The sequence below is a fragment of the Vibrio sinus genome, from assembly GCF_023634645.1.
GTDB classification, from domain to species: Bacteria; Pseudomonadota; Gammaproteobacteria; order Enterobacterales; family Vibrionaceae; genus Vibrio; species Vibrio sinus.
In genome coordinates this window covers 1-25,818 of record NZ_JAMKMR010000035.1, presented here as the reverse complement: position 1 = coordinate 25,818, position 25,818 = coordinate 1, and the positions used below count along the sequence as shown (strand labels likewise).

Annotated in this window: 31 protein-coding genes; 22 read left to right on the top strand and 9 right to left on the bottom strand. The window is 43.1% G+C overall.

The window, feature by feature from the left end; translation table 11 throughout:
• Positions 1-199 precede the first annotated feature (199 nt).
• From M9194_RS20940 to rplI, 6 genes are all read left to right on the top strand, one after another.
• Entirely contained in the window at positions 200-388 is a 189-nt protein-coding gene (locus M9194_RS20940) for a (2Fe-2S)-binding protein (protein ID WP_250614649.1), read from the top strand.
• An 84-nt stretch (positions 389-472) separates the two neighbouring features.
• Positions 473-949 carry a bacterioferritin gene (gene bfr, locus M9194_RS20935; protein WP_250614648.1) on the top strand — a complete coding sequence of 159 codons (477 nt, stop codon included), beginning with the start codon at positions 473-475 and terminating at the stop codon, positions 947-949.
• Between the two features lie 219 nt (positions 950-1,168).
• Positions 1,169-1,549: a 30S ribosomal protein S6 gene (gene rpsF / locus M9194_RS20930; RefSeq protein ID WP_250614647.1), complete on the top strand. Its 381-nt coding sequence runs from the start codon at positions 1,169-1,171 to the stop codon at positions 1,547-1,549.
• Between the two features lie 8 nt (positions 1,550-1,557).
• Positions 1,558-1,860: a primosomal replication protein N gene (gene priB / locus M9194_RS20925; RefSeq protein ID WP_250614646.1), complete on the top strand. Its 303-nt coding sequence runs from the start codon at positions 1,558-1,560 to the stop codon at positions 1,858-1,860.
• A 16-nt stretch (positions 1,861-1,876) separates the two neighbouring features.
• Positions 1,877-2,104, top strand: a complete 228-nt coding sequence (gene rpsR / locus M9194_RS20920) for a 30S ribosomal protein S18 (RefSeq protein WP_000090471.1) — start codon at positions 1,877-1,879, stop codon at positions 2,102-2,104.
• A 33-nt stretch (positions 2,105-2,137) separates the two neighbouring features.
• Positions 2,138-2,590, top strand: a complete 453-nt coding sequence (rplI, locus tag M9194_RS20915) for a 50S ribosomal protein L9 (protein ID WP_250614645.1) — start codon at positions 2,138-2,140, stop codon at positions 2,588-2,590.
• A 71-nt stretch (positions 2,591-2,661) separates the two neighbouring features.
• Here the strand turns inward: rplI and M9194_RS20910 are convergent, their stop codons facing one another.
• Positions 2,662-3,426, bottom strand: a complete 765-nt coding sequence (locus M9194_RS20910) for a DUF481 domain-containing protein (protein WP_250614644.1) — start codon at positions 3,424-3,426, stop codon at positions 2,662-2,664.
• A 202-nt stretch (positions 3,427-3,628) separates the two neighbouring features.
• Here M9194_RS20910 and M9194_RS20905 point away from each other — a divergent pair, with 202 nt between their 5' ends.
• Together M9194_RS20905 and alr are read left to right on the top strand one after the other, a co-directional pair.
• On the top strand, positions 3,629-5,038 hold the full coding sequence (locus M9194_RS20905; protein WP_250614643.1) for a replicative DNA helicase: 1,410 nt from the start codon (positions 3,629-3,631) through the stop codon (positions 5,036-5,038).
• A 13-nt stretch (positions 5,039-5,051) separates the two neighbouring features.
• Positions 5,052-6,128: an alanine racemase gene (gene alr, locus M9194_RS20900; RefSeq protein WP_250614651.1), complete on the top strand. Its 1,077-nt coding sequence runs from the start codon at positions 5,052-5,054 to the stop codon at positions 6,126-6,128.
• 70 nt (positions 6,129-6,198) lie between these two features.
• On the opposite strand, the gene M9194_RS20895 is transcribed toward alr, so the two are convergent.
• A complete protein-coding gene (locus M9194_RS20895) occupies positions 6,199-6,618 on the bottom strand; it encodes a secondary thiamine-phosphate synthase enzyme YjbQ (protein ID WP_250614642.1) in 420 nt (139 codons plus the stop codon).
• Positions 6,619-6,937: 319 nt separating this feature from the next.
• On the opposite strand from M9194_RS20895, the gene pgi reads away from it, so the two are divergent.
• The gene (pgi, locus tag M9194_RS20890; protein ID WP_250614641.1) at positions 6,938-8,590 is read left to right on the top strand and encodes a glucose-6-phosphate isomerase; all 1,653 of its coding nucleotides are present in this window, start codon (positions 6,938-6,940) and stop codon (positions 8,588-8,590) included.
• An 83-nt stretch (positions 8,591-8,673) separates the two neighbouring features.
• Here pgi and M9194_RS20885 read toward each other — a convergent pair whose 3' ends face one another.
• From M9194_RS20885 to M9194_RS20870, 4 genes are all read right to left on the bottom strand, one after another.
• Positions 8,674-9,135, bottom strand: coding sequence for a chemotaxis protein CheX (locus tag M9194_RS20885; RefSeq protein WP_250614640.1), 462 nt, complete (start codon positions 9,133-9,135; stop codon positions 8,674-8,676).
• Positions 9,136-9,145: 10 nt separating this feature from the next.
• A complete protein-coding gene (zur, locus tag M9194_RS20880) occupies positions 9,146-9,604 on the bottom strand; it encodes a zinc uptake transcriptional repressor Zur (RefSeq protein WP_250614639.1) in 459 nt (152 codons plus the stop codon).
• 196 nt (positions 9,605-9,800) lie between these two features.
• Complete coding sequence (locus M9194_RS20875) at positions 9,801-10,346, bottom strand: hypothetical protein (RefSeq protein WP_250614638.1); 546 nt, start codon at positions 10,344-10,346, stop codon at positions 9,801-9,803.
• A gap of 99 nt (positions 10,347-10,445) precedes the next feature.
• Positions 10,446-11,033, bottom strand: a complete 588-nt coding sequence (locus tag M9194_RS20870; RefSeq protein ID WP_250614637.1) for an undecaprenyl-diphosphatase — start codon at positions 11,031-11,033, stop codon at positions 10,446-10,448.
• A 92-nt stretch (positions 11,034-11,125) separates the two neighbouring features.
• Between M9194_RS20870 and M9194_RS20865 the strand changes: the two genes are divergently transcribed.
• The 4 genes from M9194_RS20865 (at position 11,126) to M9194_RS20850 (ending at position 13,760) form a co-directional block, all read left to right on the top strand.
• Entirely contained in the window at positions 11,126-11,515 is a 390-nt protein-coding gene (locus M9194_RS20865) for a hypothetical protein (protein ID WP_250614636.1), read from the top strand.
• Positions 11,516-11,628: 113 nt separating this feature from the next.
• Positions 11,629-12,420 carry a substrate-binding periplasmic protein gene (locus M9194_RS20860; RefSeq protein ID WP_250614635.1) on the top strand — a complete coding sequence of 264 codons (792 nt, stop codon included), beginning with the start codon at positions 11,629-11,631 and terminating at the stop codon, positions 12,418-12,420.
• 113 nt (positions 12,421-12,533) lie between these two features.
• Positions 12,534-12,947, top strand: a complete 414-nt coding sequence (locus tag M9194_RS20855) for a response regulator (protein ID WP_250614634.1) — start codon at positions 12,534-12,536, stop codon at positions 12,945-12,947.
• A gap of 120 nt (positions 12,948-13,067) precedes the next feature.
• Positions 13,068-13,760, top strand: coding sequence for an HAD family hydrolase (locus M9194_RS20850; protein WP_250614633.1), 693 nt, complete (start codon positions 13,068-13,070; stop codon positions 13,758-13,760).
• Positions 13,761-13,839: 79 nt separating this feature from the next.
• Here M9194_RS20850 and M9194_RS20845 read toward each other — a convergent pair whose 3' ends face one another.
• The 3 genes from M9194_RS20845 to M9194_RS20835 form a co-directional block, all read right to left on the bottom strand.
• A complete protein-coding gene (locus M9194_RS20845; RefSeq protein ID WP_250614632.1) occupies positions 13,840-14,580 on the bottom strand; it encodes an SDR family oxidoreductase in 741 nt (246 codons plus the stop codon).
• 1,079 nt (positions 14,581-15,659) lie between these two features.
• Positions 15,660-15,797, bottom strand: a complete 138-nt coding sequence (locus tag M9194_RS20840; RefSeq protein ID WP_250614630.1) for a hypothetical protein — start codon at positions 15,795-15,797, stop codon at positions 15,660-15,662.
• A 1,231-nt stretch (positions 15,798-17,028) separates the two neighbouring features.
• Positions 17,029-17,568 (bottom strand): hypothetical protein, encoded by a 540-nt coding sequence (locus tag M9194_RS20835; protein WP_250614629.1) that lies wholly within the window; start codon positions 17,566-17,568, stop codon positions 17,029-17,031.
• A 219-nt stretch (positions 17,569-17,787) separates the two neighbouring features.
• On the opposite strand from M9194_RS20835, the gene M9194_RS20830 reads away from it, so the two are divergent.
• From M9194_RS20830 to M9194_RS20790, 9 genes are all read left to right on the top strand, one after another.
• Complete coding sequence (locus tag M9194_RS20830; protein ID WP_250614628.1) at positions 17,788-17,973, top strand: hypothetical protein; 186 nt, start codon at positions 17,788-17,790, stop codon at positions 17,971-17,973.
• A 4-nt stretch (positions 17,974-17,977) separates the two neighbouring features.
• Positions 17,978-18,220, top strand: coding sequence for a hypothetical protein (locus tag M9194_RS20825; RefSeq protein ID WP_250614627.1), 243 nt, complete (start codon positions 17,978-17,980; stop codon positions 18,218-18,220).
• Positions 18,221-18,304: 84 nt separating this feature from the next.
• Positions 18,305-19,309, top strand: coding sequence for a tRNA dihydrouridine(20/20a) synthase DusA (gene dusA, locus M9194_RS20820; RefSeq protein WP_348772073.1), 1,005 nt, complete (start codon positions 18,305-18,307; stop codon positions 19,307-19,309).
• 179 nt (positions 19,310-19,488) lie between these two features.
• Positions 19,489-19,689: an envelope stress response protein PspG gene (locus M9194_RS20815; protein WP_250614626.1), complete on the top strand. Its 201-nt coding sequence runs from the start codon at positions 19,489-19,491 to the stop codon at positions 19,687-19,689.
• Between the two features lie 110 nt (positions 19,690-19,799).
• Positions 19,800-20,468 (top strand): TIGR04219 family outer membrane beta-barrel protein, encoded by a 669-nt coding sequence (locus M9194_RS20810; protein WP_250614625.1) that lies wholly within the window; start codon positions 19,800-19,802, stop codon positions 20,466-20,468.
• A 139-nt stretch (positions 20,469-20,607) separates the two neighbouring features.
• Positions 20,608-20,838 carry a hypothetical protein gene (locus M9194_RS20805; protein ID WP_250614624.1) on the top strand — a complete coding sequence of 77 codons (231 nt, stop codon included), beginning with the start codon at positions 20,608-20,610 and terminating at the stop codon, positions 20,836-20,838.
• A gap of 152 nt (positions 20,839-20,990) precedes the next feature.
• On the top strand, positions 20,991-22,823 hold the full coding sequence (locus M9194_RS20800; protein WP_431769439.1) for an assimilatory sulfite reductase (NADPH) flavoprotein subunit: 1,833 nt from the start codon (positions 20,991-20,993) through the stop codon (positions 22,821-22,823).
• Positions 22,824-24,548 (top strand): assimilatory sulfite reductase (NADPH) hemoprotein subunit, encoded by a 1,725-nt coding sequence (gene cysI / locus M9194_RS20795; RefSeq protein WP_250614622.1) that lies wholly within the window; start codon positions 22,824-22,826, stop codon positions 24,546-24,548. It begins immediately after the preceding gene.
• Positions 24,541-25,317 (top strand): phosphoadenylyl-sulfate reductase, encoded by a 777-nt coding sequence (locus M9194_RS20790; protein WP_250614621.1) that lies wholly within the window; start codon positions 24,541-24,543, stop codon positions 25,315-25,317. Before cysI ends, M9194_RS20790 begins: the two co-directional genes overlap by 8 nt.
• Positions 25,318-25,818 lie beyond the last annotated feature (501 nt).

Below are 25,818 nucleotides of genomic sequence, written 5' to 3'. Positions count from 1 at the left end.
TAAGATCTTTGACTAATATTTAGTTAAGATCACAGCGATTTTCGCACATGAAAAAGGGAAGCGTTTAGCTTCCCTTTTTTACATTTATATCAATATTATTTTTATAACAAATCGGTCTAAATAATAAACAGGCATTAATTGCCAATGATAACAATTATCGTTTATATTATTGGTTGTATTCAGTTGATTAGGATTAACGATGGTCGTTTGTATTTGCCATGCTATCTCTGATAAAGAGATAAAAAAATTAGTGATAGAACATGGGGTAACGGACATCCGTGGAATCAAGAAATGCACGGCCCTAGGCAGCCAGTGTGGTAAATGTGTGAAACACACAAAAGAAATCCTGACCGACACCACAATAAATCAGCTTAAACAAGCAATATAAGATCTCGTCATTATTTCGTCTCGTTGACTCATTAGTATTTCCTTCTACAGTTATATAAATAATAACAAGAAGGAAGAGTCAGCAATGAAAGGCGATCCAGTAATCATTCAACACCTAAACAAAGTGCTTGCAAACGAACTGATTGCAATCAATCAATATTTTTTGCACGCTCGTATGTATAAGGACTGGGGACTCAAACACTTAGCGGACAAAGAGTACCATGAGTCTATCGATGAAATGAAACATGCCGATGAGCTTATCGAGCGTATTTTATTTTTAGAAGGTCTACCCAATTTACAAGATCTCGGCAAACTGATGATCGGCGAAGATGCCAAAGAAATGCTTGAATGCGATCTTAAACTCGAGATGATGGCGATTCCTGATCTAAAAGAAGCGATTGCTTACGCAGAAAGTGTGAGAGATTTTGTCTCACGTGACTTGTTCCAGGACATATTAGAAGATGAAGAAGAGCATGTAGACTGGCTGGAAACTCAGCTAGGCCTAATTGAAATGACAGGCATTGAAAACTACTTGCAAGCTCAGTTTGTCGACGAGGACTGATTTTTAATCACCGAGTAAGATAATAATGGGTCAGCCGAGATGGCTGGCCCTTTTCTTACCTGGTGATATTGCCCATTCACTGTGACTTTTCCCTTGATCCTATTGCGTTAATTCTGTACTATTCGACCTCCTTAATTCTCGGTCACTTAACTTTAGTTCCTTGCTTCCTCTGGACGACCGAGCCAATTGTGGAAGCTGAATAATCCGTAAGGAGCAAACATGCGTCATTACGAAATCGTATTCATGGTGCACCCAGATCAAAGCGAGCAAGTTGCTGGCATGATCGAGCGTTACACTGGTTCTATCACTGAAGCTGGCGGTACTATCCACCGTCTAGAAGACTGGGGTCGTCGTCAAATGGCTTACCCAATCAACAAGCTTCACAAAGCTCACTACGTTCTAATGAACGTTGAAGCTGACCAAGCTGTTATCGATGAATTGGAAACTGCTTTCCGTTTCAACGATGCGGTTCTACGTAACATGATTATGCGTACTAAAGCTGCAGTTACAGAGCAATCTATCATGCTTAAGCAAAAAGAAGAGCGTGCTCCTCGTCGCGAAGAGCGTTCTGAAGCTAAGCCAGAAGCAGCTGCTGAGTAATTTAGTCAATGACCAATCGAATGGAGCTAAGTGGCATCGTTACTAAGCCTCCCGTTCGAAGCCAAAGCCCTAGTGGTATTGAGCACTGCCAATTTTGGTTAGAGCATCGTTCCACGGTATTAGAAGCTGGGCTATCGCGACAGGTGTACTGTCGTATGCCAGTGATAATCAGCGGGCAAAGGTCAAACGAATTTACTCAACATTTAGTGCAAGGCAGTAGCATTACGGTAAGTGGTTTTGTTGCTTACCAGACGAGCCGAAATGGTCAGTCAAAACTGGTGTTACATGCCGACAACATTACTCAAATTTAAGATCAGGAGATAGCCCATGGCTCGTTTCTTCCGTCGTCGTAAATTCTGCCGTTTTACAGCAGAAGGCGTACAAGAGATTGATTACAAAGACGTAGCAACTCTTAAAAACTACATCACTGAAGCTGGTAAAATTGTACCTAGCCGTATCACTGGTACAAGCGCTAAGTATCAACGTCAACTAGCTCGCGCTATCAAGCGTGCTCGCTACCTAGCTCTACTACCGTACACTGACAAGCATCAGTAATCGGCGAGTTTTATTAAGAAAGAGGATTAAACAATGCAAGTTATTCTACTTGATAAAATCGGTAACCTAGGTGGTCTTGGCGATTCAGTAAACGTTAAGTCTGGTTATGCTCGTAACTTCCTTATCCCTCAAGGTAAAGCGGTTATGGCGACTAAAGCTAACCTAGAAATGTTCGAAGCTCGTCGTGCTGAGCTAGAAGCAAAAGTTGCTGAGCAACTGTCTGCTGCTGAAGCACGTGCTGAGAAAGTTAACGCTCTTGAAGCAGTTGTTATTGCTTCTAAAGCAGGTGATGAAGGCAAACTATTCGGTTCTGTTGGTACTCGCGATATCGCTGATGCTATCACAGCAGCTGGTGTTGAAGTTGCTAAAAGCGAAGTTCGTCTACCAGAAGGTGCGCTACGCAACACTGGTGAGTTCGAAATCAGCGTTCAACTTCACTCTGAAGTATTTGCTACAGTTAACCTACAAGTGGTTGCTGCTGAATAATATCAGCTCTAAGCGTAAAAAAGCACTGGCTTCGGTCAGTGCTTTTTTTTATGCGTTTTTCTTGAGTAGGGTCAGAAATTGAAGACTAGGTTGACACTTAATGTGCTGTCGGCTTTGGCCAATCCTGCAGGCACTCGGCTATGATAATTTCGTGTGTGGCTGATCTTCAATGCAATGTTTTTGGTGATGTCGTGCGTCGCGCTTAGCACGGTATCTAGACTCGTGTTGCTACTACCAGTGACTACCGTCACGTTGGCACTCAGCTTCAAGCTTTTTAGCACCTGCCAACTGCTGCTGACATTGCTACGAAATATCGGCTCTTCGACCGTGGTTGGGAATATGATGTCACTGGAGCCAATTTCATCTAAATTGGGTTTTTGATAGCGATAACCCGGGCCTGCCTCTAGCTCCAGTTTATAAGTATCGGTGTAAAAAACCTGATAACCAAAACCTGCTGAGAGCGTATCATCACGATAGTAGGCACTGTACTTTGAGTCGACACCTTTAAAGCTGCCGTAAAGAAATGACTTAGAGCCGAGTTTATAATCGCTTTGCGCTTCATAAGTGGACTGCCTTTTATCTTCTACGCCGTCGTCGTAGTTTAAATAGTATGCCCAGCTTGCTTTAGAGCGCCAGCGACCTGAGGTATATTCACCGCCGAGTTTGGTATTGAGAGTACGTGAGTTGGTATTACCAGAGCGCTCTTGATAGCCAAATTCAACCCCGGTCTTCCAAGCAGAGGGGATCTTTATCTCGGTAGTGTTAGGAGCAGGTTCGTCGGCATGGGCAACGGACGTTGCGAGAATGCCCAGACTAAGCAACCAATACTTTGGCACTGATTTCTTTTTCCTTATGTAAATCGAATGTAGAATGCTAATAGTATGCGGTTTAAACTCGGTCAGGCCGAGGTTAATTTTACGATAGCACGCTAGAATATACCCTAGTCGGGCTTCGCATTTCATATAAATCTATCTAGCTGATTACAATTTCCTGTTTCAAGCTATAATGGACGGTCACTAAAAGTTATTGAGTAAGGTCATGGCTGAAACCCAACAAGCAAAAAAATCCAAACGTAATGCAGCAGATGCACAAGTCGACGCAATAAAAGTACCACCGCATTCTCTCGAAGCAGAACAATCTGTCATCGGAGGCTTATTGCTCGACAATGAACGTTGGGACACAGTATCAGAGCGAGTATTGAGCCAAGACTTTTATAGTCGTCCGCATCGGTTAGTGTTTGAGGCGGTGAAATCCATCCTTGAAGACAGCAAACCCCTTGACCTTATCACCTTATCGGAATATTTGGAACAAAGGGAACAGCTTGAAGATGTCGGTGGTTTCGCTTATTTAGCCGACCTTGCCAAAAATACACCAAGTGCAGCGAATATTAACGCTTATGCAGACATCGTCGCGGAAAGAGCATTAGTTCGAAACCTTATTGGCGTGGCGAACGATATTGCCGATGCGGGTTATGATCCTCAAGGTCGAAGTTCAGAAGATCTGCTCGATCTAGCTGAAAGCAAAGTCTTTGCGATTGCCGAAGAGAGGATGAACGACAACGAAGGCCCGCAAAGTGTCGACAACATTCTGGAAAAAACCCTTGAGCGCATCGAACTTCTGTATAAATCGCCACAAGATGGTGTGACTGGGGTGGATACGGGCTTTACGGATTTAAATAAGAAAACGGCTGGTTTACAAGGCTCCGACTTAGTGGTTGTGGCAGCGAGACCATCGATGGGTAAAACCACTTTTGCGATGAACTTGTGTGAAAATGCCGCTATGGTGCAGGATAAACCAGTCCTTATTTTTTCGCTGGAGATGCCGTCAGAACAGATCATGATGAGGATGCTTGCATCTCTATCACGGGTGGATCAGACCAAGATCAGAACAGGTCAGCTGGATGACGAAGACTGGGCTCGTATTTCGTCGACAATGGGCATCTTAATGGAAAAGAAAAACATGTTCATCGATGATAGCTCAGGCTTAACGCCCACTGAAGTGCGCTCTCGAGCGAGGCGGATTGCGCGTGAGCATGGGGGTTTATCCATGATCATGGTCGACTATCTTCAGTTGATGCGCGTGCCTTCACTATCGGATAACCGTACGCTAGAAATCGCCGAAATATCCCGTTCATTGAAAGCATTAGCTAAAGAACTTAACGTTCCCGTGGTGGCATTATCACAATTAAATCGATCTCTCGAACAACGTGCTGACAAACGTCCGGTAAACTCAGATCTTCGTGAATCAGGTTCGATTGAGCAGGATGCAGACTTGATAATGTTTATTTATCGAGATGAAGTATACAACCCTGAGAGTTCCTTGAAAGGCATAGCAGAAATTATCATTGGTAAGCAGCGTAATGGCCCGATAGGCTCAGTGCGGCTAACGTTCCAAGGGCACTTCTCTCGGTTTGATAACTACGCTGGCCCTGCGTTTGATGATGAGTAATGCAATGAGTTATATGAAGGCCGCGACCGCCTGTATCGATTTACAAGCGTTGCAGTTCAATCTAGAAAAAATAAAGCAGCAAGCGCCAAACAGCAAAGTCATGGCGGTGGTAAAAGCCAATGCATATGGGCATGGGCTTCGCCATATTGCCGCTCACGCCAAGCTAGCGGACGCATTTGGTGTCGCCCGTATTGAGGAAGCCCTGCAGCTCAGAGCAAGTGGTGTGGTCCAACCGATTTTATTGCTTGAAGGCTTCTATTCTTTGGCGGATCTTCCCGTTTTGGTGACAAACAATATCCAAACTGTGGTGCATTGTATTGAGCAGCTTGAAGCGCTAGAACGTGCTGATCTTGATACACCAGTGATGGTGTGGTTGAAAGTAGACAGTGGTATGCACAGGTTAGGAGTTAGGCCAGAGCAGTATGCTGAATTTGTACAAAGGTTAAACGATTGTACAAATGTCGCCAAGCCGCTGCGTTTTATGAGTCATTTTGGTTGTGCAGACGAGCTGGAGAGCTCAGTGACAAAAGATCAAATGATATTGTTCGACTCATTAACCAGCAATGCTCAGGGTGAACGCTCGCTAGCCGCTTCGGCTGGATTATTGGCATGGAAAGACAGTCATTTAGATTGGGTGAGACCAGGCATCATTATGTATGGCGTCTCACCATTTACTGATAAAACAGCAACAGAGTTGGGTTATAAACCTGTCATGACTCTGACTTCGCACTTGATCGCGGTTCGCACAGTGAAAGCGGGAGAAAGCGTGGGCTATGGCGCAGTGTGGACCAGCCAAAGGGATACCAAGGTAGGAGTCATTGCTATAGGCTATGGTGATGGTTATCCGCGGACAGCACCAAATGGTACGCCAGTGCTGGTTAATGGCCGAATAGTGCCGATTGCTGGTCGGGTATCCATGGATATGCTGACCGTTGATCTAGGCCCTGACTCTGAGGATGAAGTGGGAGACGAAGCCATTTTGTGGGGAGATAAACTACCTGCAGAAGAAGTCGCCTGTCATATCGGCACGATTGCCTACGAATTGGTGACGAAACTGACCTCTCGCGTAGAGATGAATTATCTAGATTAAGTCTATACCCACACAAGTTAACAACAGCAAAGAGGGCAAATCTGCCCTCTTTGCTGTTTTTCGTCTGACGTTATTCACCTTGTAGCGTTGCGACGAGCTGACGCTTGCCTCCATGGTTGCGATGCTCTGCCAAATAAATACCTTGCCAAGTTCCTAAGGCGAGTCGACCATTAGTGATGGGGATCGACACGCTACACCCTAGCGTTGAGCTCTTGATATGAGCCGGCATATCGTCAGGCCCTTCAAACGTGTGCTGATAGTAGTGCGCATTTTCTGGTACATAGTGATTAAAATGCGCTTCCATGTCTTCTCGCACGGTCGGATCGGCGTTTTCATTAATGGTGAGACTGGCTGAAGTGTGTTGGATAAATAGGTGTAATATTCCCACAGAAAGCGCTTTTATCTCGGGGATCTGTTGTTCAATTTCATTCGTCACCAGGTGAAAGCCGCGCGAATGAGCGGGCAACTGGACATACTTTTGTATCCACATGGATTATTCTTCCTTCAATAACAGCAAACTAGGTTTTACCTCACTATTGTGATGTCATTTTGCAGCGTTGTCAGTGTAAAATACCCTCTACTAATGTGATTTATCTCAAGTATGGTGGTATTGTGGTCAAACATAATAAACCATGAAAATAAATTACACGCATCGCTGCTTTTTCGTGGCGCTGATACCCAAATTCGGTGAGCTCTGTAGGGTTCGATGGTTTGGGTATAGTAGATTTTCTCAATCTGAAAGCCGGATCTGTTTTAAGCCTCTGTGCGCAGAGCAAGATCAAGCCTACTCAATTATCGGGATAGTTATCATGTTGAAAAATATTAATCCAACGCAAACTCAAGCGTGGCAGGCACTGACTGCACATTTTGAATCAGCTCAAGATATGGATCTTAAGGCACTATTTGCTGAAGATACCCAACGCTTTGAGAAATTCTCTGCAAGCTTTGGCTCAGATATCTTAGTCGATTACTCCAAAAACCTGATCAATGAAGATACGCTCAAGCACCTATTCGCTCTAGCTGATGAAACTCAATTGAGCAGTGCGATCAAAGCCATGTTTAGTGGTGAAGCTATCAACCGAACGGAAGACCGAGCCGTATTACATACTGCATTGCGCAATCGCAGTAATACCCCGGTGGAAGTGGGTGGTGAAGATGTCATGCCTGCGGTCAATGCGGTATTGGAAAAGATCCAATCTTTCACCACTCGCGTCATTGAAGGAGATTGGAAAGGCTATACAGGCAAAGCTATTACGGATGTGGTGAATATTGGTATCGGCGGCTCTGACTTGGGCCCTTATATGGTTACAGAAGCCCTAGCACCTTATAAAAATCATTTGAACATGCATTTTGTTTCCAATGTTGACGGTACTCATATCGCGGAAACATTGAAAAAGGTCGACCCAGAAACCACGTTATTCCTAATCGCGTCCAAAACGTTCACCACTCAAGAGACCATGACCAATGCTCACTCCGCGCGCGACTGGTTCTTAGCCTCTGCGCAAGATGAATCTCAAGTGGCGAAACACTTTGCAGCACTATCAACTAATGCAAAATCCGTTGCTGAATTTGGTATCGACACCAATAACATGTTTGAGTTTTGGGATTGGGTTGGCGGTCGCTATTCTTTGTGGTCTGCGATTGGTCTTTCGATTGCACTTTCTGTTGGCTACGATAACTTTGTTGAGCTGCTAGAAGGCGCGCATGAAATGGATAAACATTTCATGGAAACGCCGATAGAAAACAACATCCCGACGATTCTGGCACTGATTGGTCTTTGGTATAACAATTTCCACGGTGCGGAAACTGAGGCAATTTTGCCATATGATCAATATCTCCATCGCTTTGCGGCCTATTTCCAACAAGGCAACATGGAGTCGAACGGTAAGTATGTTGATCGTGATGGCAAGGCCGTCACTTACCAAACTGGACCAATCATTTGGGGTGAGCCAGGCACCAATGGCCAACATGCGTTCTACCAGTTGATTCACCAGGGCACGAAAATGATTCCGTGTGACTTCATTGCGCCAGCAATCAGCCATAACCCAATTTCTGATCACCACTCAAAACTCATGTCTAACTTCTTTGCTCAGACAGAAGCTTTGGCGTTTGGTAAGTCTGAAGAAACGGTGAAAGCAGAGTTTGCTAAAGCAGGCAAATCAGAACAAGAAGTGGCGGATTTGGTCCCATTCAAAGTGTTTGAAGGTAATCGTCCAACCAACTCCATTCTCGTCAAGCAAATTACGCCTCGCACACTAGGTAACTTGATTGCCATGTATGAGCATAAGATTTTCGTTCAGGGTGCGATTCTGAATATCTTCAGCTTTGATCAATGGGGTGTAGAGCTTGGTAAGCAATTGGCCAATCAAATATTGCCAGAGCTTGCGGGTGACGAATCAGTCTCTAGTCATGACAGCTCAACCAATGGCTTAATTAATGCGTTTAAAGCTTATCGTTTGTAAGCCATTTTTTATAAGCAATGGTTCAAAAAATAAAAAAGGGCATGCGTTGCCCTTTTTTAAAACAATTGAATAACGTAAGGCATCTATTCAAAGCAAATTTCGATGAAGGCGTTCCCCCATTCAGATGAGAATGGCATGATGATGATTGAGCCTTCACACTTATGGCGAATGGTGTGTCCTTTACCTGATACGATCACAGGCGTGGCCATATCAAAATCGAATCCACTTTCGGCGAGAATACGCTTTGCCCCACCGGTGACCATATTGGTAATCTCACCAACCATATCGGTGACTTCTTCATTCACACCTGCGGGTCTTTCTCCCAGCATATTTTGCATGATTTGCAGAGCAAGGTTTTCATCGAACGTGATAGACATGGAACCGCGAGTTTTATCACCGACCATCCCTATCAATCCAGAAACATCGCCACGTGCAATTTCATCTTTCTTCACTCGTGGTTTCTGCGGCTTAAGTTCTAAAGAAGCCATGGTTTTTAGTACATTCATTAAAGAGGCTAAAAACGGATTTACAAATTCAGCTCGCATACTTTTTACTTCAGTCCTTTGTGTTAACGCAACATGTTTGGCATACCCCATGAGATTCTATTACATGGTTTGCTACATGAATGCCATGTTGTTCCGCGTTTTTCGATAGCAATGATACGAGATTATCATCTTGCACCTCGGTGACATTGCCGCATACATCACAAATTAAAAGGTGAGAGAAGTGCTTATGTGCATTGCCAATACAGCAAGAAATAAAACTGTTCGTTGATTCAACACGGTGAATAAATCCCTGTTCCAGAAGAAAATCTAACGCTCGATAAACCGTAGGTGGCTTTGCTTGCGGTTCTGTTTTCTTTAGTTCTTCCAGTAGCTCATAAGCGCTTGACGCCTTTTTAGATGAGCAAATAAGTTCAAACACCATCTTTCTTTGCGGGGTGAGCCTCACGCCACGTTTTGCACATATCTCTTCAACTTGTTGAATTTGTTGTTGGTCCAAATTTATCACCATAACTATTGGACTTATATAATAATATACTATTTATCGATAATTTTCGTTTTAAGATAGAGAAATTATTATTCAAGTCATCATTCGCTCTGCTGATAAATTACCTGATTTCTCGGCAAAACGATAGCCAAGCAGAACATCTGGGTTAGGATTCACGGTCGTTTCAGCCCTCATCAGCACGTGCTCTATCGATGCTCAACTAAGGGTTTTGAATCACGTATGGGAAAATTGCTACGATGATTCCGCACAACCCAACAACAAACCCACCCACGGTATATCGGCGTTGCTGTTTGTGTCTCTTCTCGCTGATCTCAATGGTTTCTTTAAGGTGCGTTGTAATAGGATCTAGTAGCTGCTCATTGCCTTTTAATAGCCCTCTTAGCCTTTCTAGGTGAGCTCTAATTTCAGTTGGTAGGCCTTCAAAAGGCTCTTCTTCTTCAAAACGTTTGATGTAGCCTTTAATCAGATCTCTTTCTTCCGACAGTTCTTTATTCCCGCCGACGAGAATATCGCGGTGGCAATTTTTAATGACACGAATTGCATCGGCTAAGGCAAGATCTCGGGTTGAGGCGATGTGTTTAATGTCCGACCAATCGGGGGTGGATTGCGTGACAGCATGCCTAAAGTCTTGTTCAAAGCGAGAAGCGGCTTGGTGCTCTTTGAACATCTCGAAGATTTTTAAAAACACATTACTCAATGCAACCACGGCAATAAATAATATGATGGCAGGAATCCATTCGAGCATAACCTATCCTTGTTCCAATGTTAGCGAATATGAAAGACGTTGAGAACTTACCTAAAAGCGTAACTCATATTCGCTAAGCATGCAGACATGTGGCGACGATTACTTGGCTTTTGGGCACACCAAGCTAAGTACGCGCTGGTATATTGTCATCGCACGTCGAAATAACGGCTCAACTATCAGGGCCGCTTTTTCTTTACAGAGTATGGCAGCTGCCAAAGCCACAATGAAAGCGCCCAACATATCGAAGGGATAGTGCACACCTAAGTAAATTCTCGCCCAAGCAACAGGTAGACCGAGCAATACAAGCAGTAAGCCTAACGGGCGTGTGCTGCGTGATAGGCTAAGGCTTATCGCCACTGCCCAGATAAAAGTGAGATGATCACTTGGGAATGACGAGTCAGGTGCATGGGGTAAGAAGTTAGTGCCTAAGTGAATGGCAAAGGGGCGAGGGTGATACCAGACCAAGCCAAAAATAACGTTAACGATCAGGCCTAGAACGGCAGACATACCCGCCATAAAAAATAACTTTTTCGTGTTTTCTGATCCCTTTACCCAACCAATAACCATGATGAGGGGGAACAAGAGAATTAAATACTTTGCGCAAAATATGGCCAGCTCAATCATAAAATGTGCTGGGTGAGCAGGTGCATTGATAAGCAGGAAAAGTGTTTGATTTAAATCATTCATATTTTTTAGGAGAAATTGATGGAGAACAGTGAAACTTCTTATTTAGTTTGTACTCTATTCTTTAACAGTTTTGATGAAAATTATGTGAAAGTATGTTGAGCAGTAAAATAAAGAAAAGAGGACTAGGATTATATATCTTTTTGGTAGCCGGAACATTACTCAGTGTTGTGACCTTGCTACAAGGGATCTTCTATACTCGGCTTCTTGCGCGACTGACTCATAGTATCGGCATCAACGGACCCATCGAGCAATCCTCATTGTATATTCTGTCAGGTATAGGCTTAGCTGCGTTGGTGCTGTTCATTGGCTTGTGGTGTTGGCAAAAATGGGCGTTATATCTGACTTATGTTTTCATGGTGTTATTGAGTGCTTATAGCCACGCGCTGGCGATTTTTTCTGTATCTAGCATTGTCATCACTTTGCTTGTTGGAATGGCCCTTTTATTAGCAACCACCAAGCCCAATCTGGCTGAATTTAATTAGGGCATGCCCTAGAGAGTATTCAAAGTTACCTGAGGTTATTGCCGTTAGGCGATTCCCTCTTTGTGTACAGCCGCTAGTCTATACTCAAAGTGGATTCACGACTTTGATTGACTATGAAACAGCTTCTCACTTTCCTTATTATATTTTGTAGCGGTCTCGCGCAAAGTGCTTCAGTTAACGATATAAATTGGTATACGGAAGAGTACCCACCCTGGAATTACACCGAAAACGGTGAGCTCAAGGGTTTTTATGTTGATGTACTGTTGGATTTGTGGGTGAAAGTGGGCATCAATAAAACCAAACAAGATATCCGAGTTCTGCCCTGGGCTCGTGGTTACCATTATCTAAATACTGACCCGAATACAGCCTTGTTTTCAATGGCTAGAACAGCGGAAAGGGAGAAGTTAGGTATCTTGTGGGTGGGACCGTTAGAGACGGGCAAGCGCACGGCTATTTTTGCGAAAAAAGACAAACATTATCGATTTGATTCTATCGATGATGTGAATCAGGAATTTACCAAGGCAAGTGTGGGGAGTATCAATAAAATTGGTGCACTGAATAAAGGGGCAACGGGCCAGTTTTTTCTGCAAATTGGCGGAAGCCCAAAAGCGTTACACCGCGTCAATACCACAGATCAGTTGTTCGGAATGCTCAAAAATGATCGCGTGTCTGCCATTTCTTACAACATGATGAATGCTTTTTACGTGATGAAAAAATTAGGCATGAATCCTAAAAATTATGAAGTGGTGTTTTATCTTACCCCTCCGACAACAGGGGGATACTTTGGTTTTAACAAAGACACCGATCCCCAATTAATCGAGGTATTGCAAAAGGCCTTAGATGAGCTTAGACAAGAGGGGGTCATCGATAAACACTATGAAAAATACAAACCTAACCTCGAATAATCATGGCTACCATGACTTTTCATGTATGAATGACACACTTTCACAACGTTTCAGTCGAGCCCCTATTTTAATTGATCAAAATTATTGAAATCGATTAACACACGCAATACATTATGAGTTTAATTTCTTATGTGTTGCGTGGTGAAAATATGCAAAAGAATGTGCTGCTTGTCGATGATTCTCCGTCATGTCTGACGATGCTTGAAGGATTAATTAAAAGTGAGTTCGACGAGGTGGTCAGCATCACTTCTTGCCTGAGTGCAATTGAAGCCCAAGAAAAGTTGGCACAGAGGTATTTCCATTTGGTGGTTACCGACATCGTCATGCCAGATATGGATGGTTACGAGCTAATTCAATACATCAAAGAAAACTACAATGTGCCAATTGTGGCTATTTCAGCAGGTTTTAGTCAGTTTGGTCCAAACACTTCATTAAGAGCTGCTACAGTGCTCGGGGCCCATGCGGTGGTACCTAAACATAATATTGAGTATGAGCTTGTTCCGACCATCAAACCATTTATAGTTTAGTGGTACATATCGAACACTTTAACTGATCAAACTAGGATTACGCCGCAATCGGTGCTCGCAGTCGTCGTTACTATAGGTAACTGACCGAAAGCTAATTTTACTCCATAGGTGATTGGAACAATGAAATGTGTACTATTTGATTTAGACAATACCTTAACCCATAGGAACGACTCAATTCTAACCTATGTAGATAGGTTTTTACTGGATTTCGCCGACTCCCTTTGTTCTTCTATTTCTCCCATGTCTTTGTACGAGAGAATAGTAGTGGCGGACAATGGGGGCTACAGTGGGCACGATGCCCGTTGTCGGCAGATCCGCCAACTGGATATCTGGTCACAAGCTGCCCCTACCGAATCTGCTCTATTTGAACATTGGGATACTTGGTTTCCTTCTAATCCCTCTCCAATGCCTTACGTTGTTGAAGCGCTAGAGGAGTTGAAAAACGCAGGATTTACACTTGGAGTGATCACCAATGGCGATAGTGACGTTCAGCGCCGGAAGATCAATGCATTAGGAATCACCGACTATTTCGACAGTATTCTTGCCTCGGAGGACATTGGCATTAGCAAGCCAGATGCTAGGGTGTTCTATGCTGCACTTGAGCAAATGGGTTGCCAAGCTGAACATGCTGTCTACGTGGGCGATCATCCTGTGAATGATTACGCTGGGGCTAAAGCTGTCGGCATGACACCGATTTGGGTGCGGGGGTTTATGGCTTGGCCAGCGGATCAGGAAAAATATCGTTATCATGCGGATAGCTTACGTGAAGTGGTGGACGTGATTTTTGGGTTGAATTCCACTGTTCTAACGTAGAGGATTTTGCTTCAGTGCATAATATATCGCATTAAGTAAGCACACTAAATAGTGCGCTTACTATGAGTTTGGTAGCCAATTAACGCATGATTAGGCCACCATCTACCGCATATTCGCTGCCTGTGACAAATGACGCACTATCCGACAATAAGAACAACGCAACGTTAGCTGCTTGTTCAGAAGAGCCAATGTGCCCCAGTGCGACTTGGTCAACGACAGAACGTTCAAAATCTTCTTTGATACTATTGGGAAGAAAATCTCTGAAGTTTGATTCAATAGGACCTGGAGATAGGCTATTCACTCTTATCGTTCTTGGTGCCAGCTCTCTAGCCCAGCAACGTACTGCGGCTGAAATCGCCCCTTTTGATGCAGCGTAAACGCTTGTCATAGCGGCACCTTCGTATACAGAACTTGAACTTGTGACAACAACAGATGCACCTTTTTTAAGAAAGCGACTTAAGGCAGCAAGCTGCAAAAATGGTCCTCGAACATTGGTGTCAATGATCTGGCTAAAGCTATCTTCATTCACCTCCTCTAAAGCAGCAATGTCTGCCACTGCTGCGTTTAAAAATAGTCCATCCAGTTTATCGTCTGGATTTAACGCGTTGGCCAAGCGCTCTCCTGTATCGGTCTGAGACGCATCATTTTGCAGTACTTTGGCATGCTCTCCCAACTCTCTCTGTGCTGCGGTACAGCGCTGAGGGTTTCTCCCAGTCACAGTGACATAGCCACCTTGTTCAAGAATCATTTTTGCAGTGGATAGGCCAATACCGCTTGTACCACCTGTGATAAGAAAATGTTTTTGTGTGAAGTTCAACATGAATTTTCTCCTTTTAGAATGCGTTATTTTTATACGAAAAAATAAACTTTGAATTGAATGCGGCATGGATAAATGCAGCAGGTAAGCAGTACAGTGATGCTAAGTCGCCTACCTTTATAAAATAAAGACTCCCACTAGGGATAAGAACCCCATAAAAAGAGAGAATAAATACGATATGGAATGGTAAATTAATCACAACCTTTATCCCGAGTTTTTATTAAACTGTTCTTAGGTTAAATTAAGTGAAAGATATTAACTTCACTTACATTTGTAGAAAAACATATACTTTGAAGTGGTAATGGCGTAAACAGTACCTGAGAAAATAACATACAAGGATGCGATGGAACTCAGTTTTATATTAAAAATAGAGCCGTCATCGACAACATATCCGTAGGAAAGGATTATTATTGCATTGCTGAATGTATATAAAATCATGCACCATTTGCAATTAGATTGAGATACCTTGTGGCCAATTTTTCGGCTCAATAAAAGCAATATAGTGGTGATTACGAATACATCAAAAAATGATAGAGTGGTCACTTGTTAGCCTTTGTTCGTTGTTCTGAACCTATTGATCTTACCACCAATAAGTTAGAGAAGAATTTTGCCTTCAACACTTTAATTCGCGTAATTCAAATCTTTTTGTTTATTATGACCGCTATACGAGCTATAGTTTACGACTTCCACCTGATATACCTAGCTGCCCAGCATTGAATAATTCCCATCAGTAGGCACCACAATGAAGTAAGGACGCTGACAGAAAACCATAAAAAAGTCATATTCTTTGCTAAAGCAATGTAGAAACCAGCAACAAATACGATGGCTATCATGTACATAATTACAATCCACCTGGGTCTTTTTTCTAATGTTTTCCCTATTTTTATACTCAAGTAGAATAGTATTATGGATGCAGGAAATAATATGTATCCAGATATAAAAATCATTTACTGTCTCTTTTTCAATCGCTGGTGTATATATTGAACTGGTACACTGTCAAATGAGAAAGCATCAGGTAGGTGAGAACCAATTTTCAGGATGATAGCGCTCCTTTGTATGGCTGAGCAGCAGGGTTTAATCAGCTATTTACGCTCACCGGTGCGAAAGTTAATATACGGCACAGTAAAGTAACACTGAATCAATGCCATAATTAGTGCCCAAAAAGATCCAATATCGCTGACGGCGAAAGACATGAACTCCATTCGTTTTACAAGAATCATATAAACGCCTCCGACGGAAATTGTGAACATCATATAAATGAAAACAACCCATTTTGGAGCTGGCTTTAATGCTTTACCCGCTTTCCGACTTAAGTAAAATATAACTATCGTGGGCGGTATGAATATAAAAGTTGGGATATAAATCATCGTTGTTTGCTAGATTCTAATCGACTAGGGGTATCTGTCTGTAATGTTGCCCTGAGTTGAGCCTATAATTGTCATGTATGCTGGAGAAGCCATAGTCTAACCTACTGAGTTATTTGATAATAATAATGTTTTTCTGAGTTGGCATTATGTAAAAATGGAACCAATATCTCTATAGGTTGATGTGACCCGCATTGATGTATTTACTTCATATGATACATATGTCTCATAATTCGGTGTGTTTTGTTTACTTATTATTCCGCTTTTAGGAGGAAGTTTCTATGCGTGAGGACTGGTACGTGTGGTAGAAAGCTTTGCTCTGCTGATAAACGTGTTAACAACTCACAAAGTATTTGGGTTGCTGGTGGTTTTCCTCTCGAGGAGGGAAAACGGTTATAACTTTCGACACGCGCAGAGCTAGTCATCACGGGCGATGCAGCAGACTCGGTATACATTATAGAGGTTTAGGATCATAGGTGACCTTACTCTACTAATGGGTAGCAACCGAAACAAAATATCTGCTTGTTAAGATGGGATTGGGAATCTCTTGTCCCAGTTCAGGTATAGCTCTTGAAGGTTATTCAAAATTGGTCGCTGGAGAAGCTGTTGAGGGGTTATCAACCTAGTTGACTACCAAAGCCCAAATAACATTTATTGCTAAGCCTGCTTGTTCAAAACCTAAATCACGAGAGTCGAATTGACGGACAAGACTTAGGGAAACTATACAAAAAGCGTATCTTCTATCTGAGCTTATTTCTACTGCATATAAATCTATATCTGCTAGCTCTAAACTATGCACTAGAGCTTTGGCTATAAGACTTTGTTTGACTCATAAAATTCATGTAAATTAGTCGTTTTATCTTACTAGCTAACACTTATTGGTTATCGAGCCGCTTAATTTTATCAATATATGGGCTCGTGGAGCCATCCCACTGGCATATCGAGCATTTGCCATTTTCCATTACATGCGAGCAGTTCTTGTAATCGTAGAGGTAATGAGAACATTCGGGACAAAGGTGCTTCATTTCAGATTTTGATGTGTCAAATTTACTTCCGCATTCGTCGCACTCATTAGAGTTTATATAAGTCATTGTATAGAGCCTTTTTGACTTTTGATGTGAGTAAGCCATTTCTCTGACTCTTCTCGAAGGTGCTCTATAAACTTTTCTTTAGCCTGCTCTCGGGGTAAGTCTTGATAATAATTGATGTGAGAACCATCGCGACAATCCCATATTTCTCTAAGCCAACAAAAAACGTATTCCAAGCCAAGGTTGGTACCGATGTGCTCTTTATCAGGTAACACGTCAGTGATCTCATGGTGTATATTCCAGTAGAGATAACTAGCGCCTTCGACCAAATCAGTGTTTCCAGAAAGCATATTTTCTGCGGTTTCAATAGCCAGATAGATAGCCGCATCAATTCTAGAAGGAATGGAAAGTCCTAGTTCAGATATCGAGCTTTCGAATAGCGGTGCGACCTCTGCCATCACAGGATCTTTTGCCATAGCTAAATAGTTTATTGAGTCCGTAAATATGCTTTCCTCAAGCCAAGTGTTAGCTAGATCGACTAGTTGGTGGCTGGAAAACTTATTTAGAGAATAATGAGCTGCTGCTGTACTTGGTGTCATAGATATTCAATTGGACTGATTAGAGGGAAACATACTAAACCTCACTTTGTCGTTTGTCACATAGTTATAATGGTAGAAAAGATAGCCTATAGTTCATCTCGGATTGTGGAAAATCAGTCTGTAGAAGTGAGTTAGTTACCCGCCATAGAAATCGCAGCAAACCAAGAGATTGCGCAAAAAGTTAGCAACAGTATTTCTGCCCAACAAGGCAATTTGCCATTGACCATTGCAGAGAATCTAACAAGGCAAAAAGTGGTAATAAAAGCAGGTGCTAGCAACTCACAAAGTATTTGGGTTGCTGGTGACTTTTCTCTAGAGGAGGGAGAGCGGTTAGAACTTTCGACACGCGCAGAGCTAGTCATCACGGGCGATGCAGCAGACTCGGTACACATTATGGAGGTTTAGGATCATGGGTGACCTTACTCTACCAACGGGTAGCAACCGAAACAAAATAGAACACATGGCGCAGTATGTTGATTCGATGATTAGCGGCGCAATTACCTTGCCCTTTGTGATTAAAGATAGCTCAGAGGTGATGCAAGTGCCGGAGCAAATTTCAATCTATATAGAGGAGTTATTGGGAGTTTCATTGCAACGAAGCGCATTTTATGTAGTGAGAGACATTTCTTTTGCCGCTGTTCTTTTTTCTTAATGTTTGCGCTGATCAGTGTATAATCCGCGCTTTTTTCAAAGGATCCCTTTGCAAAGATGATAGTAACAACGATGAGGTTTTACAGTGTCTAATCAAGAATCTACAAGCAAATTTGTCATGCAACGCTTCTCGGTTGCACCCATGCTCGATTGGACTGATCGCCACTGTCGTTACTTCCATCGACTGCTCTCTTCACAGGCGCTTCTGTATACCGAAATGGTGACGACAGGCGCGATAATTCACGGTAAAGGCGACTTTCTTAAATATAATGAAGAAGAACATCCGCTAGCTCTTCAGCTAGGGGGCTCTAATCCGAAAGATTTGGCCCATTGTGCCAAGTTAGCTGAGCAACGTGGCTACGATGAGGTAAATCTGAATGTTGGTTGTCCATCAGATCGGGTCCAAAATGGTCGATTTGGTGCTTGCCTAATGGCAGAGCCAGAGCTGGTGGCGGAATGTGTTGCTGAAATGAAGAGTGTGGTTGATATCCCAGTCACGGTAAAAACTCGCACAGGGATTGATGAATTGGATTCGTATCAATTTCTCACGGACTTTGTTTCGACAGTAGCGGAGAAAGGCGGTTGTGAGCAGTTTACCATCCATGCACGAAAGGCTTGGTTAACCGGTTTAAGCCCGAAAGAAAATCGTGAAATACCGCCTCTAGATTACAACCGAGCGTATCAAATCAAGCGCGACTTCCCTGATTTGGTGATTGCCGTAAACGGTGGGATTAAGTCTTTAGATGAAACATCAGAGCACCTGACTCAGCTTGATGGCGTGATGATTGGTCGTGAAGCGTATCAGAACCCCTATATGCTAGCTGAGGTAGATCAGACACTGTTTGGCTCTGATGCTCCGATAAAAAAGCGTACTCAGGTTGTTGAGGAAATGTATCCGTATATTGAAAAGCAATTGTCCGAAGGCGCATATCTTGGTCATATCACACGGCATATGTTGGGGTTATTTCAGAATATGCCAGGCGCACGTCAGTGGCGTCGCTATATAAGTGAAAATGCTCACAAACCAGGCTCTGGGATAGCAGTGGTAGAAGCGGCATTAGCGAAAATACCAAAAGAGCTCAATGTGTGAAATTTACCTAAAGCGGGTGGTTATTTTTACCAAGTTGATAAAAAGGCGGGAATTTAGATTGTTCTCGTTTTTTTATTCTCTTTAAATACATTATGTTAAGGCTGTGATAGGTGCGTTGGCTCGCTTTATGCAGTTAATATTCTCAGTGAACAATCGTATACGATGATGGAGGTAATTCGATGTTTGAAATTGTCTTTGTATTAATTTTTGGCGCCACTTTGGTCGTGACAGGCATTACGGCAGTCACCGTTTTTGCGGCCATGGGTGTGGCATTGGCGGTGACCATTGTACTGGCTTTGATAGGTGTTGCGTTTAAAATGCTACCTTGGTTGATATTGGCCGTTGTTGGTGTGGTCCTTTTTAATAAGATTCGTGCCTAGCTCACGTTCGTTAACTGCCTGATTAAACATTATTTGCTAAATGGAATAGGTTACTGTCCAATGTGTAATGAGCTGATGTAGTTCACTTTTCGTCTTGGAGCATAATTCACATGGATAGAGTAGCATTCGCGGCCTTCGCAAGTGCGGTCGTTTCTTTAGCAGTTATTCCTTCAGCATTCGCTGACTCTCCTTATGCATTTAAAGCTGGTACCGATATCTGGTGGGGAAGCACTAAAATTGATAATACCCGCCGTGATGACGCGGATTCCCCTAGTGTTTATATAGCTTACCACCCAAGCCGCTCGGCGTTGCCCGATATTAGTTACCGTTACACCTCGGTTGATGGCGGCAATTTTAGTGCCTTTGATAAACATGATCTTTCGCTTTATTACAATGTTGTCAGCCACGAGCTAATGACTTTCGATGTGGGGATAACAGGTACTCAATATACAGACACTCACTATAGAAGAGCTGGTTCATCAACGGCGTATGAGTTTAACGACTTTACGGTCAATCTGTATTCTTACGCTGAGATCAATATTCCTGAGAGTGAATGGCACATCATTGGTCAGTTTGAAGTTGGGAATATGAATGGCATCAAATCAACGGATTTTATTGCTGGCTTGCGTTATGAAATACCGTTCGATTCCATGTCGATATCCTTCAGAGGTGGCTATCGAGTTATCGATCTAGAGTTTTCTGAATTGGTGCCATCATCAACCACAGAGTCGTTCGTCTTTGTCGATGGTTATTTCCTAGGAACTGAGATCCGCTTCTGATTTTGTTCGAGTTGAATAAAATTTCTTTTTTCTGATTGATCAAAACTTATACTTTTTCGTTATATAAAAGGTAAAAATGTAGCACTTCCAGCATTTTGAACCATGCTTAATACGCGGGTGTATTTATGTTGGTATTAGTATGACGATCACTGAGCTTAGAAATCTTTACCGAGACAATCAGCTAGTAGAGGCGATTATTGAACCTTCAGCCGAGGAAGGTAATTGGATTGTGGAGTTTCGCCACACCAGAGGTGGTTTTGTATTACTCACTGATAGCCATGGAGAAGAATGCCATTATGGTGATCTAGATTTAGCATCAAAGTCGGCCATGGCTGTCGGCTTTAAACAAGTGAGGATCGAATCCAAATAAGCTATAAATAATATCTGCTGTAGATTTCACCTATTTTCCTTCCAAAAAGTTATAAAACATTACGTTCTATTCTTTCTAGTTATGACAATCAGTGTTTAAGCTTATCCCACGCAATATTGAGGGATGTACTGGTCATGTCTGTTTCACCAAAAATGCCACTGGGTAATGGTAAACCTAGTGAAGCCACAGAGTTAAGTCTGCCAATCAATGAAGAAAAGCTAAGTCAACTGCAACACTCTATTGGTGAATTGTCGTCACAGCAGCTCGCTTGGGTGAGTGGGTATTTATGGGGAATGAGCCAAGCAAACTCTGGTGAATTATCTCAGTCCCAATTCCCTACGGCTGAATCGGAGTCAGTGGTGACCTCGGATAAAAAGCTGACAATTATATTTGCTTCGCAAACAGGTAATGCCAAAGGTGTCGCTGAGGCCTTAGAAAAGCAAGCGGTGTCACTTGGCATCAGCACGAATTTGCTGGACGCTAGTGACGTTAAAGGAAAATCGTTGGCCAAACTGTCTCATCTAATTGTTGTGGCCTCGACCAATGGTGAAGGAGAAGCGCCAGATAACGCATTAGAACTGCATGAGTTCTTACAGTCAAAGAAAGCTCCTAAACTCGATAAGCTGCAATATGGTGTGATTGGTTTAGGTGACTCTAGCTATGAATTTTTCTGCCAGACAGGAAAAGACTTCGATGCTTTTTTATCTAAACTAGGGGCTCAATCTTTTATCGATAGAGTCGACTGTGACGTGGATTACGATGCGCCCGTAGAAGAGTGGACAGCGCAAGCGCTTAGTGTGGTTCAGGAGCAACTCGCAGTGCAGCCTGCTGATGTTGTTCAACTTCCTGTTAACCAGTCGACCTCAACGGTGGAATACAGCAAGCACAATCCTTACCAAGCAACACTATTAACCAATCAAAAAATTACTGGGCGTGATTCGAGTAAAGATGTCCGTCATATCGAAATCGATTTGGAAGATTCAGGCATCACTTATCAACCTGGTGACTCCTTAGGGGTTTGGTATGAAAACAGCTCAAAACTTGCCAATGATATCCTGTCTCAAGTTGGACTCTCTGGTGTAGAGAGTGTCGAAGTCGACGGTGAGAGCCTGTCGATTCACAGCGCGCTGGTTCGTCATTACGAAATCACGGCGGCTAACCCTCAGTTTGTCGACAAATATGCGCAAGTGTCGGAGAGCAAAAAACTACTTAAATTAACAGAAAATAAAGCCGCACTGCGCGAGTACAGCAGTAAAACCCAAATCATTGATGTGTTAGCCACCAAGAAAACAAAATTATCTGCACAGCAGTTAGTGTTAATGCTTAGGCGTCTCACCCCACGTCTGTATTCTATTGCGTCAAGCCAAGCCGAAGTCGAAGAAGAGGTGCATTTGACTGTTGGAGTAGTGGAATACGCTCATGGCGGTGACATTCGACAAGGCGGAGCCTCTGGGTACCTTAGCCAAAGACTTGAAGAGGGCGGCGATGTACGAGTCTTTGTCGAAGCCAACAATCATTTCAAATTGCCAGAAAGTGATGATACCCCAATTATCATGATTGGCCCTGGAACTGGCATCGCGCCTTTTCGAAGCTTTTTGCAAGAGAGAGAAAGTCGAGATGCAACAGGAGCTAACTGGTTATTTTTCGGCGACCGCAGCTTCACACAAGACTTCCTATATCAATCAGAATGGCAGCGCGCGTTGAAGTCAGGGTTACTCACGAAATTAGATGTGGCCTTTAGCCGTGATCAAGAGCAAAAAGTCTATGTTCAACATCGACTCTTGGAGCAAGCCGAAGAAGTATGGCGTTGGATTGATAGCGGCGCACATATCTATATATGTGGCGACGCCGACCAAATGGCCAAAGATGTTCATCAGGCTTTGGTTGATATAGCCGTAGAACAAGGTGGTCTGTCTGAAGAGCAAGCCCAAACGTTTTTTAATGATCTGCGCAAGAACAAGCGTTACCAGAAGGATGTGTACTAAATGAGCAAGCAAGAGCAACAAGAAGTCCTTGGAGAAACCCTAGGCCCACTTTCTGATAACGAGCGCATTAAGCGAGAAAGTCACTTTTTACGTGGCACGATTAGTGAAGATCTCAAAGATGCGGTGACGGGTGGATTCACCTCGGATAATTTTCAGTTGATCCGGTTCCATGGCATGTATCAACAAGACGATAGAGACATACGCGCTGAACGAGCGAAACAAAAGCTTGAGCCTCTGCATAATGTAATGCTTCGTGCTCGTATGCCTGGTGGTGTTATTACGCCAAAGCAGTGGCTCGCTATCGACAAATTCGCTTCAGAGAAATCCCTTTATGGCAGTATTCGGCTCACGACGAGGCAGACGTTTCAGTTTCACGGCGTATTGAAGCCAAACATTAAGCTAATGCATCAAACGTTAAATAGTATTGGTATCGACTCTATCGCTACCGCGGGTGATGTGAATCGTAATGTACTGTGCACCTCAAACCCCGTGGAATCAGAATTACATCAACAAGCCTACCAATGGGCAGCCAAGATCAGTGAGCACCTATTACCAAAAACCAACGCTTATGCTGAAATCTGGTTGGATGGCGAAAAAATTGAAGAGACGGACCAAGAGCCGATCTTGGGTGATAACTATCTTCCTCGTAAGTTTAAAACCACAGTAGTGATTCCGCCTCTCAATGATGTGGATGTACATGCTAACGACTTAAACTTTGTCGCTATTGCAGAGGAAGGCAAGTTGGTCGGCTTTAATGTGCTTGTCGGTGGAGGCTTGGCAATGACACATGGAGATACAACGACCTATCCACGCTGTGCGGATGATTTTGGCTTTATTCCTTTAGAGCACACATTGGATGTTGCAGCTGCAGTGGTGAGTACTCAGCGTGATTGGGGCAATCGTTCTAACCGGAAGAATGCAAAAACCAAATACACGCTAGATAGAGTCGGCATTGATGTTTTCAAGGAAGAGGTGCAAAAGCGTGCTGGTGTTAAGTTTGAAACTAGCCGTCCCTACACGTTTACTGAGCGTGGTGACAGAATCGGTTGGGTTGAGGGTATTGATGGATTGCACCACTTAACGTTATTTATCGAAAATGGCCGCCTATTAGATTTCCCAGATAAGCCTTTAAAATCCGGTGTGGCAGAAATCGCAAAAGTTCACCAAGGCGATTTTCGTATGACGGCGAATCAAAACCTGATAGTTGCTGGTGTCCCTGCTGAGCAAGTAAAGGAAATTGAGCAAATAGCTCGTGACTACCGACTGGTCAATGAGAAGACCAGCCAACAGCGTCAAAACTCTATGGCTTGTGTATCGTTTCCGACTTGCCCGTTGGCGATGGCAGAGGCAGAGCGTTTCTTACCCGATTTTGTGAGCGAGATTGAGAACATTCTTGATAACCACAAAGTTCCAGAAACAGAAAGCATCATTACTCGAGTGACGGGATGTCCCAATGGTTGTGGTCGTGCCATGTTGGCTGAGATAGGACTGGTTGGAAAAGCGCCAGGACGTTACAACCTACATTTGGGTGGCAACAAAGCCGGGACACGTGTTCCTAAAATGTACAAAGAAAATATCACGGTTGAGCAAATCTTAACGGACATTGATGAGCTTGTTGGTCAGTGGGCGCAAAAGAGAAGAGATAAAGAAGCATTTGGCGACTTTGTTATTCGAGCCGGAGTTGTTGATGAAGTGAAAGTATCTAAGAGGGATTTCTATGCTTAATACAATTGAATCCACGCTGGAACTCGATGAGCTTCTCACGATGACGAAAGCGGAAAGAGTCATTGCACTGGCACAGATTAATGCTGAGCTAGAGCAACTCTCTGTGATGGACAGAGTGACATGGGCGTTTAAGAATTTAAAAGGGAGTCATGTTGTTTCATCTAGTTTTGGAGTGCAAGCTGCGGTTATGCTGCATTTACTTACCCAGGTGAAACCTGACATCCCGGTGATTTTAACCGACACAGGCTACCTGTTTCCTGAAACCTATCAGTTTATCGATCAGCTAACCGAGCAACTTGGGCTCAACCTGCAAGTCTACCGCTCTCTATATAGTGCAAGCTGGCAAGAAGCCAGATACGGCAAATTATGGCAACAAGGCGTTGAAGGGATTGAAAGGTACAACAAGCTTAATAAAGTAGAACCTATGCGCCGCGCATTGGACGAACTGAATACGGGCACTTGGTTTTCTGGCCTACGTCGTGAACAGTCTCCTTCTCGTGCAAGCTTACCTATTCTCTCTATACAAAATGGCGTATTTAAATTTTTACCTATCATTGACTGGACAGAACAAGATATAGAAAGCTACCTAAAGCAATTTAACCTTTCTTATCACCCTTTAAAGCAGGAAGGGTATGTGTCGATTGGTGATGTTCATACGACGCAAAAGTGGCAGTCTGGTATGAAAATAGAAGATACACGATTTTTTGGTCTTAAAAGAGAATGTGGTTTGCATGAAGATGATGTAGAGCAGGACGGTTCAGGCATTTAGCCTCATTTCTTCTTTATTCTAAAGCTGCTTCGGCAGCTTTTTCTGTTTATGACAATCGTGTTAAACAAAGCGAAGCTTAAAAATGTGCATAAAACTGTGGGTAAGTTGTACTTTAATTATGGGTAAATGTGAATAAATAAAGAGTTGAGCGTTAATGAGCCAAACAAGCGTTATTTCTTAATTTTTTTACAAATAGTGCTTGCCAATCAAGTTGGGATCTCTATAATGCCACCTCGCTGACACGGGATGGCTTCAAACAAAGCAATCAACGAGTTAGCAAGGTCACCTAGCTAAGCCCAGTGCTTAAAAAGATTTAAAAAAAGTGGTTGACACTAAAACTTAAATCGCTAGAATGGCCGTCCGCTTTGAGATGAACTTCAAAGCACGCTCTTTAACAATATAAACCTATCAATCTGTGTGGGCACTCGTTGATGATAATCAAATTAGATACTTCGGTATCAAATTAGGTTTCAATGAAACGAAGTGACCAACGAGTCGAAA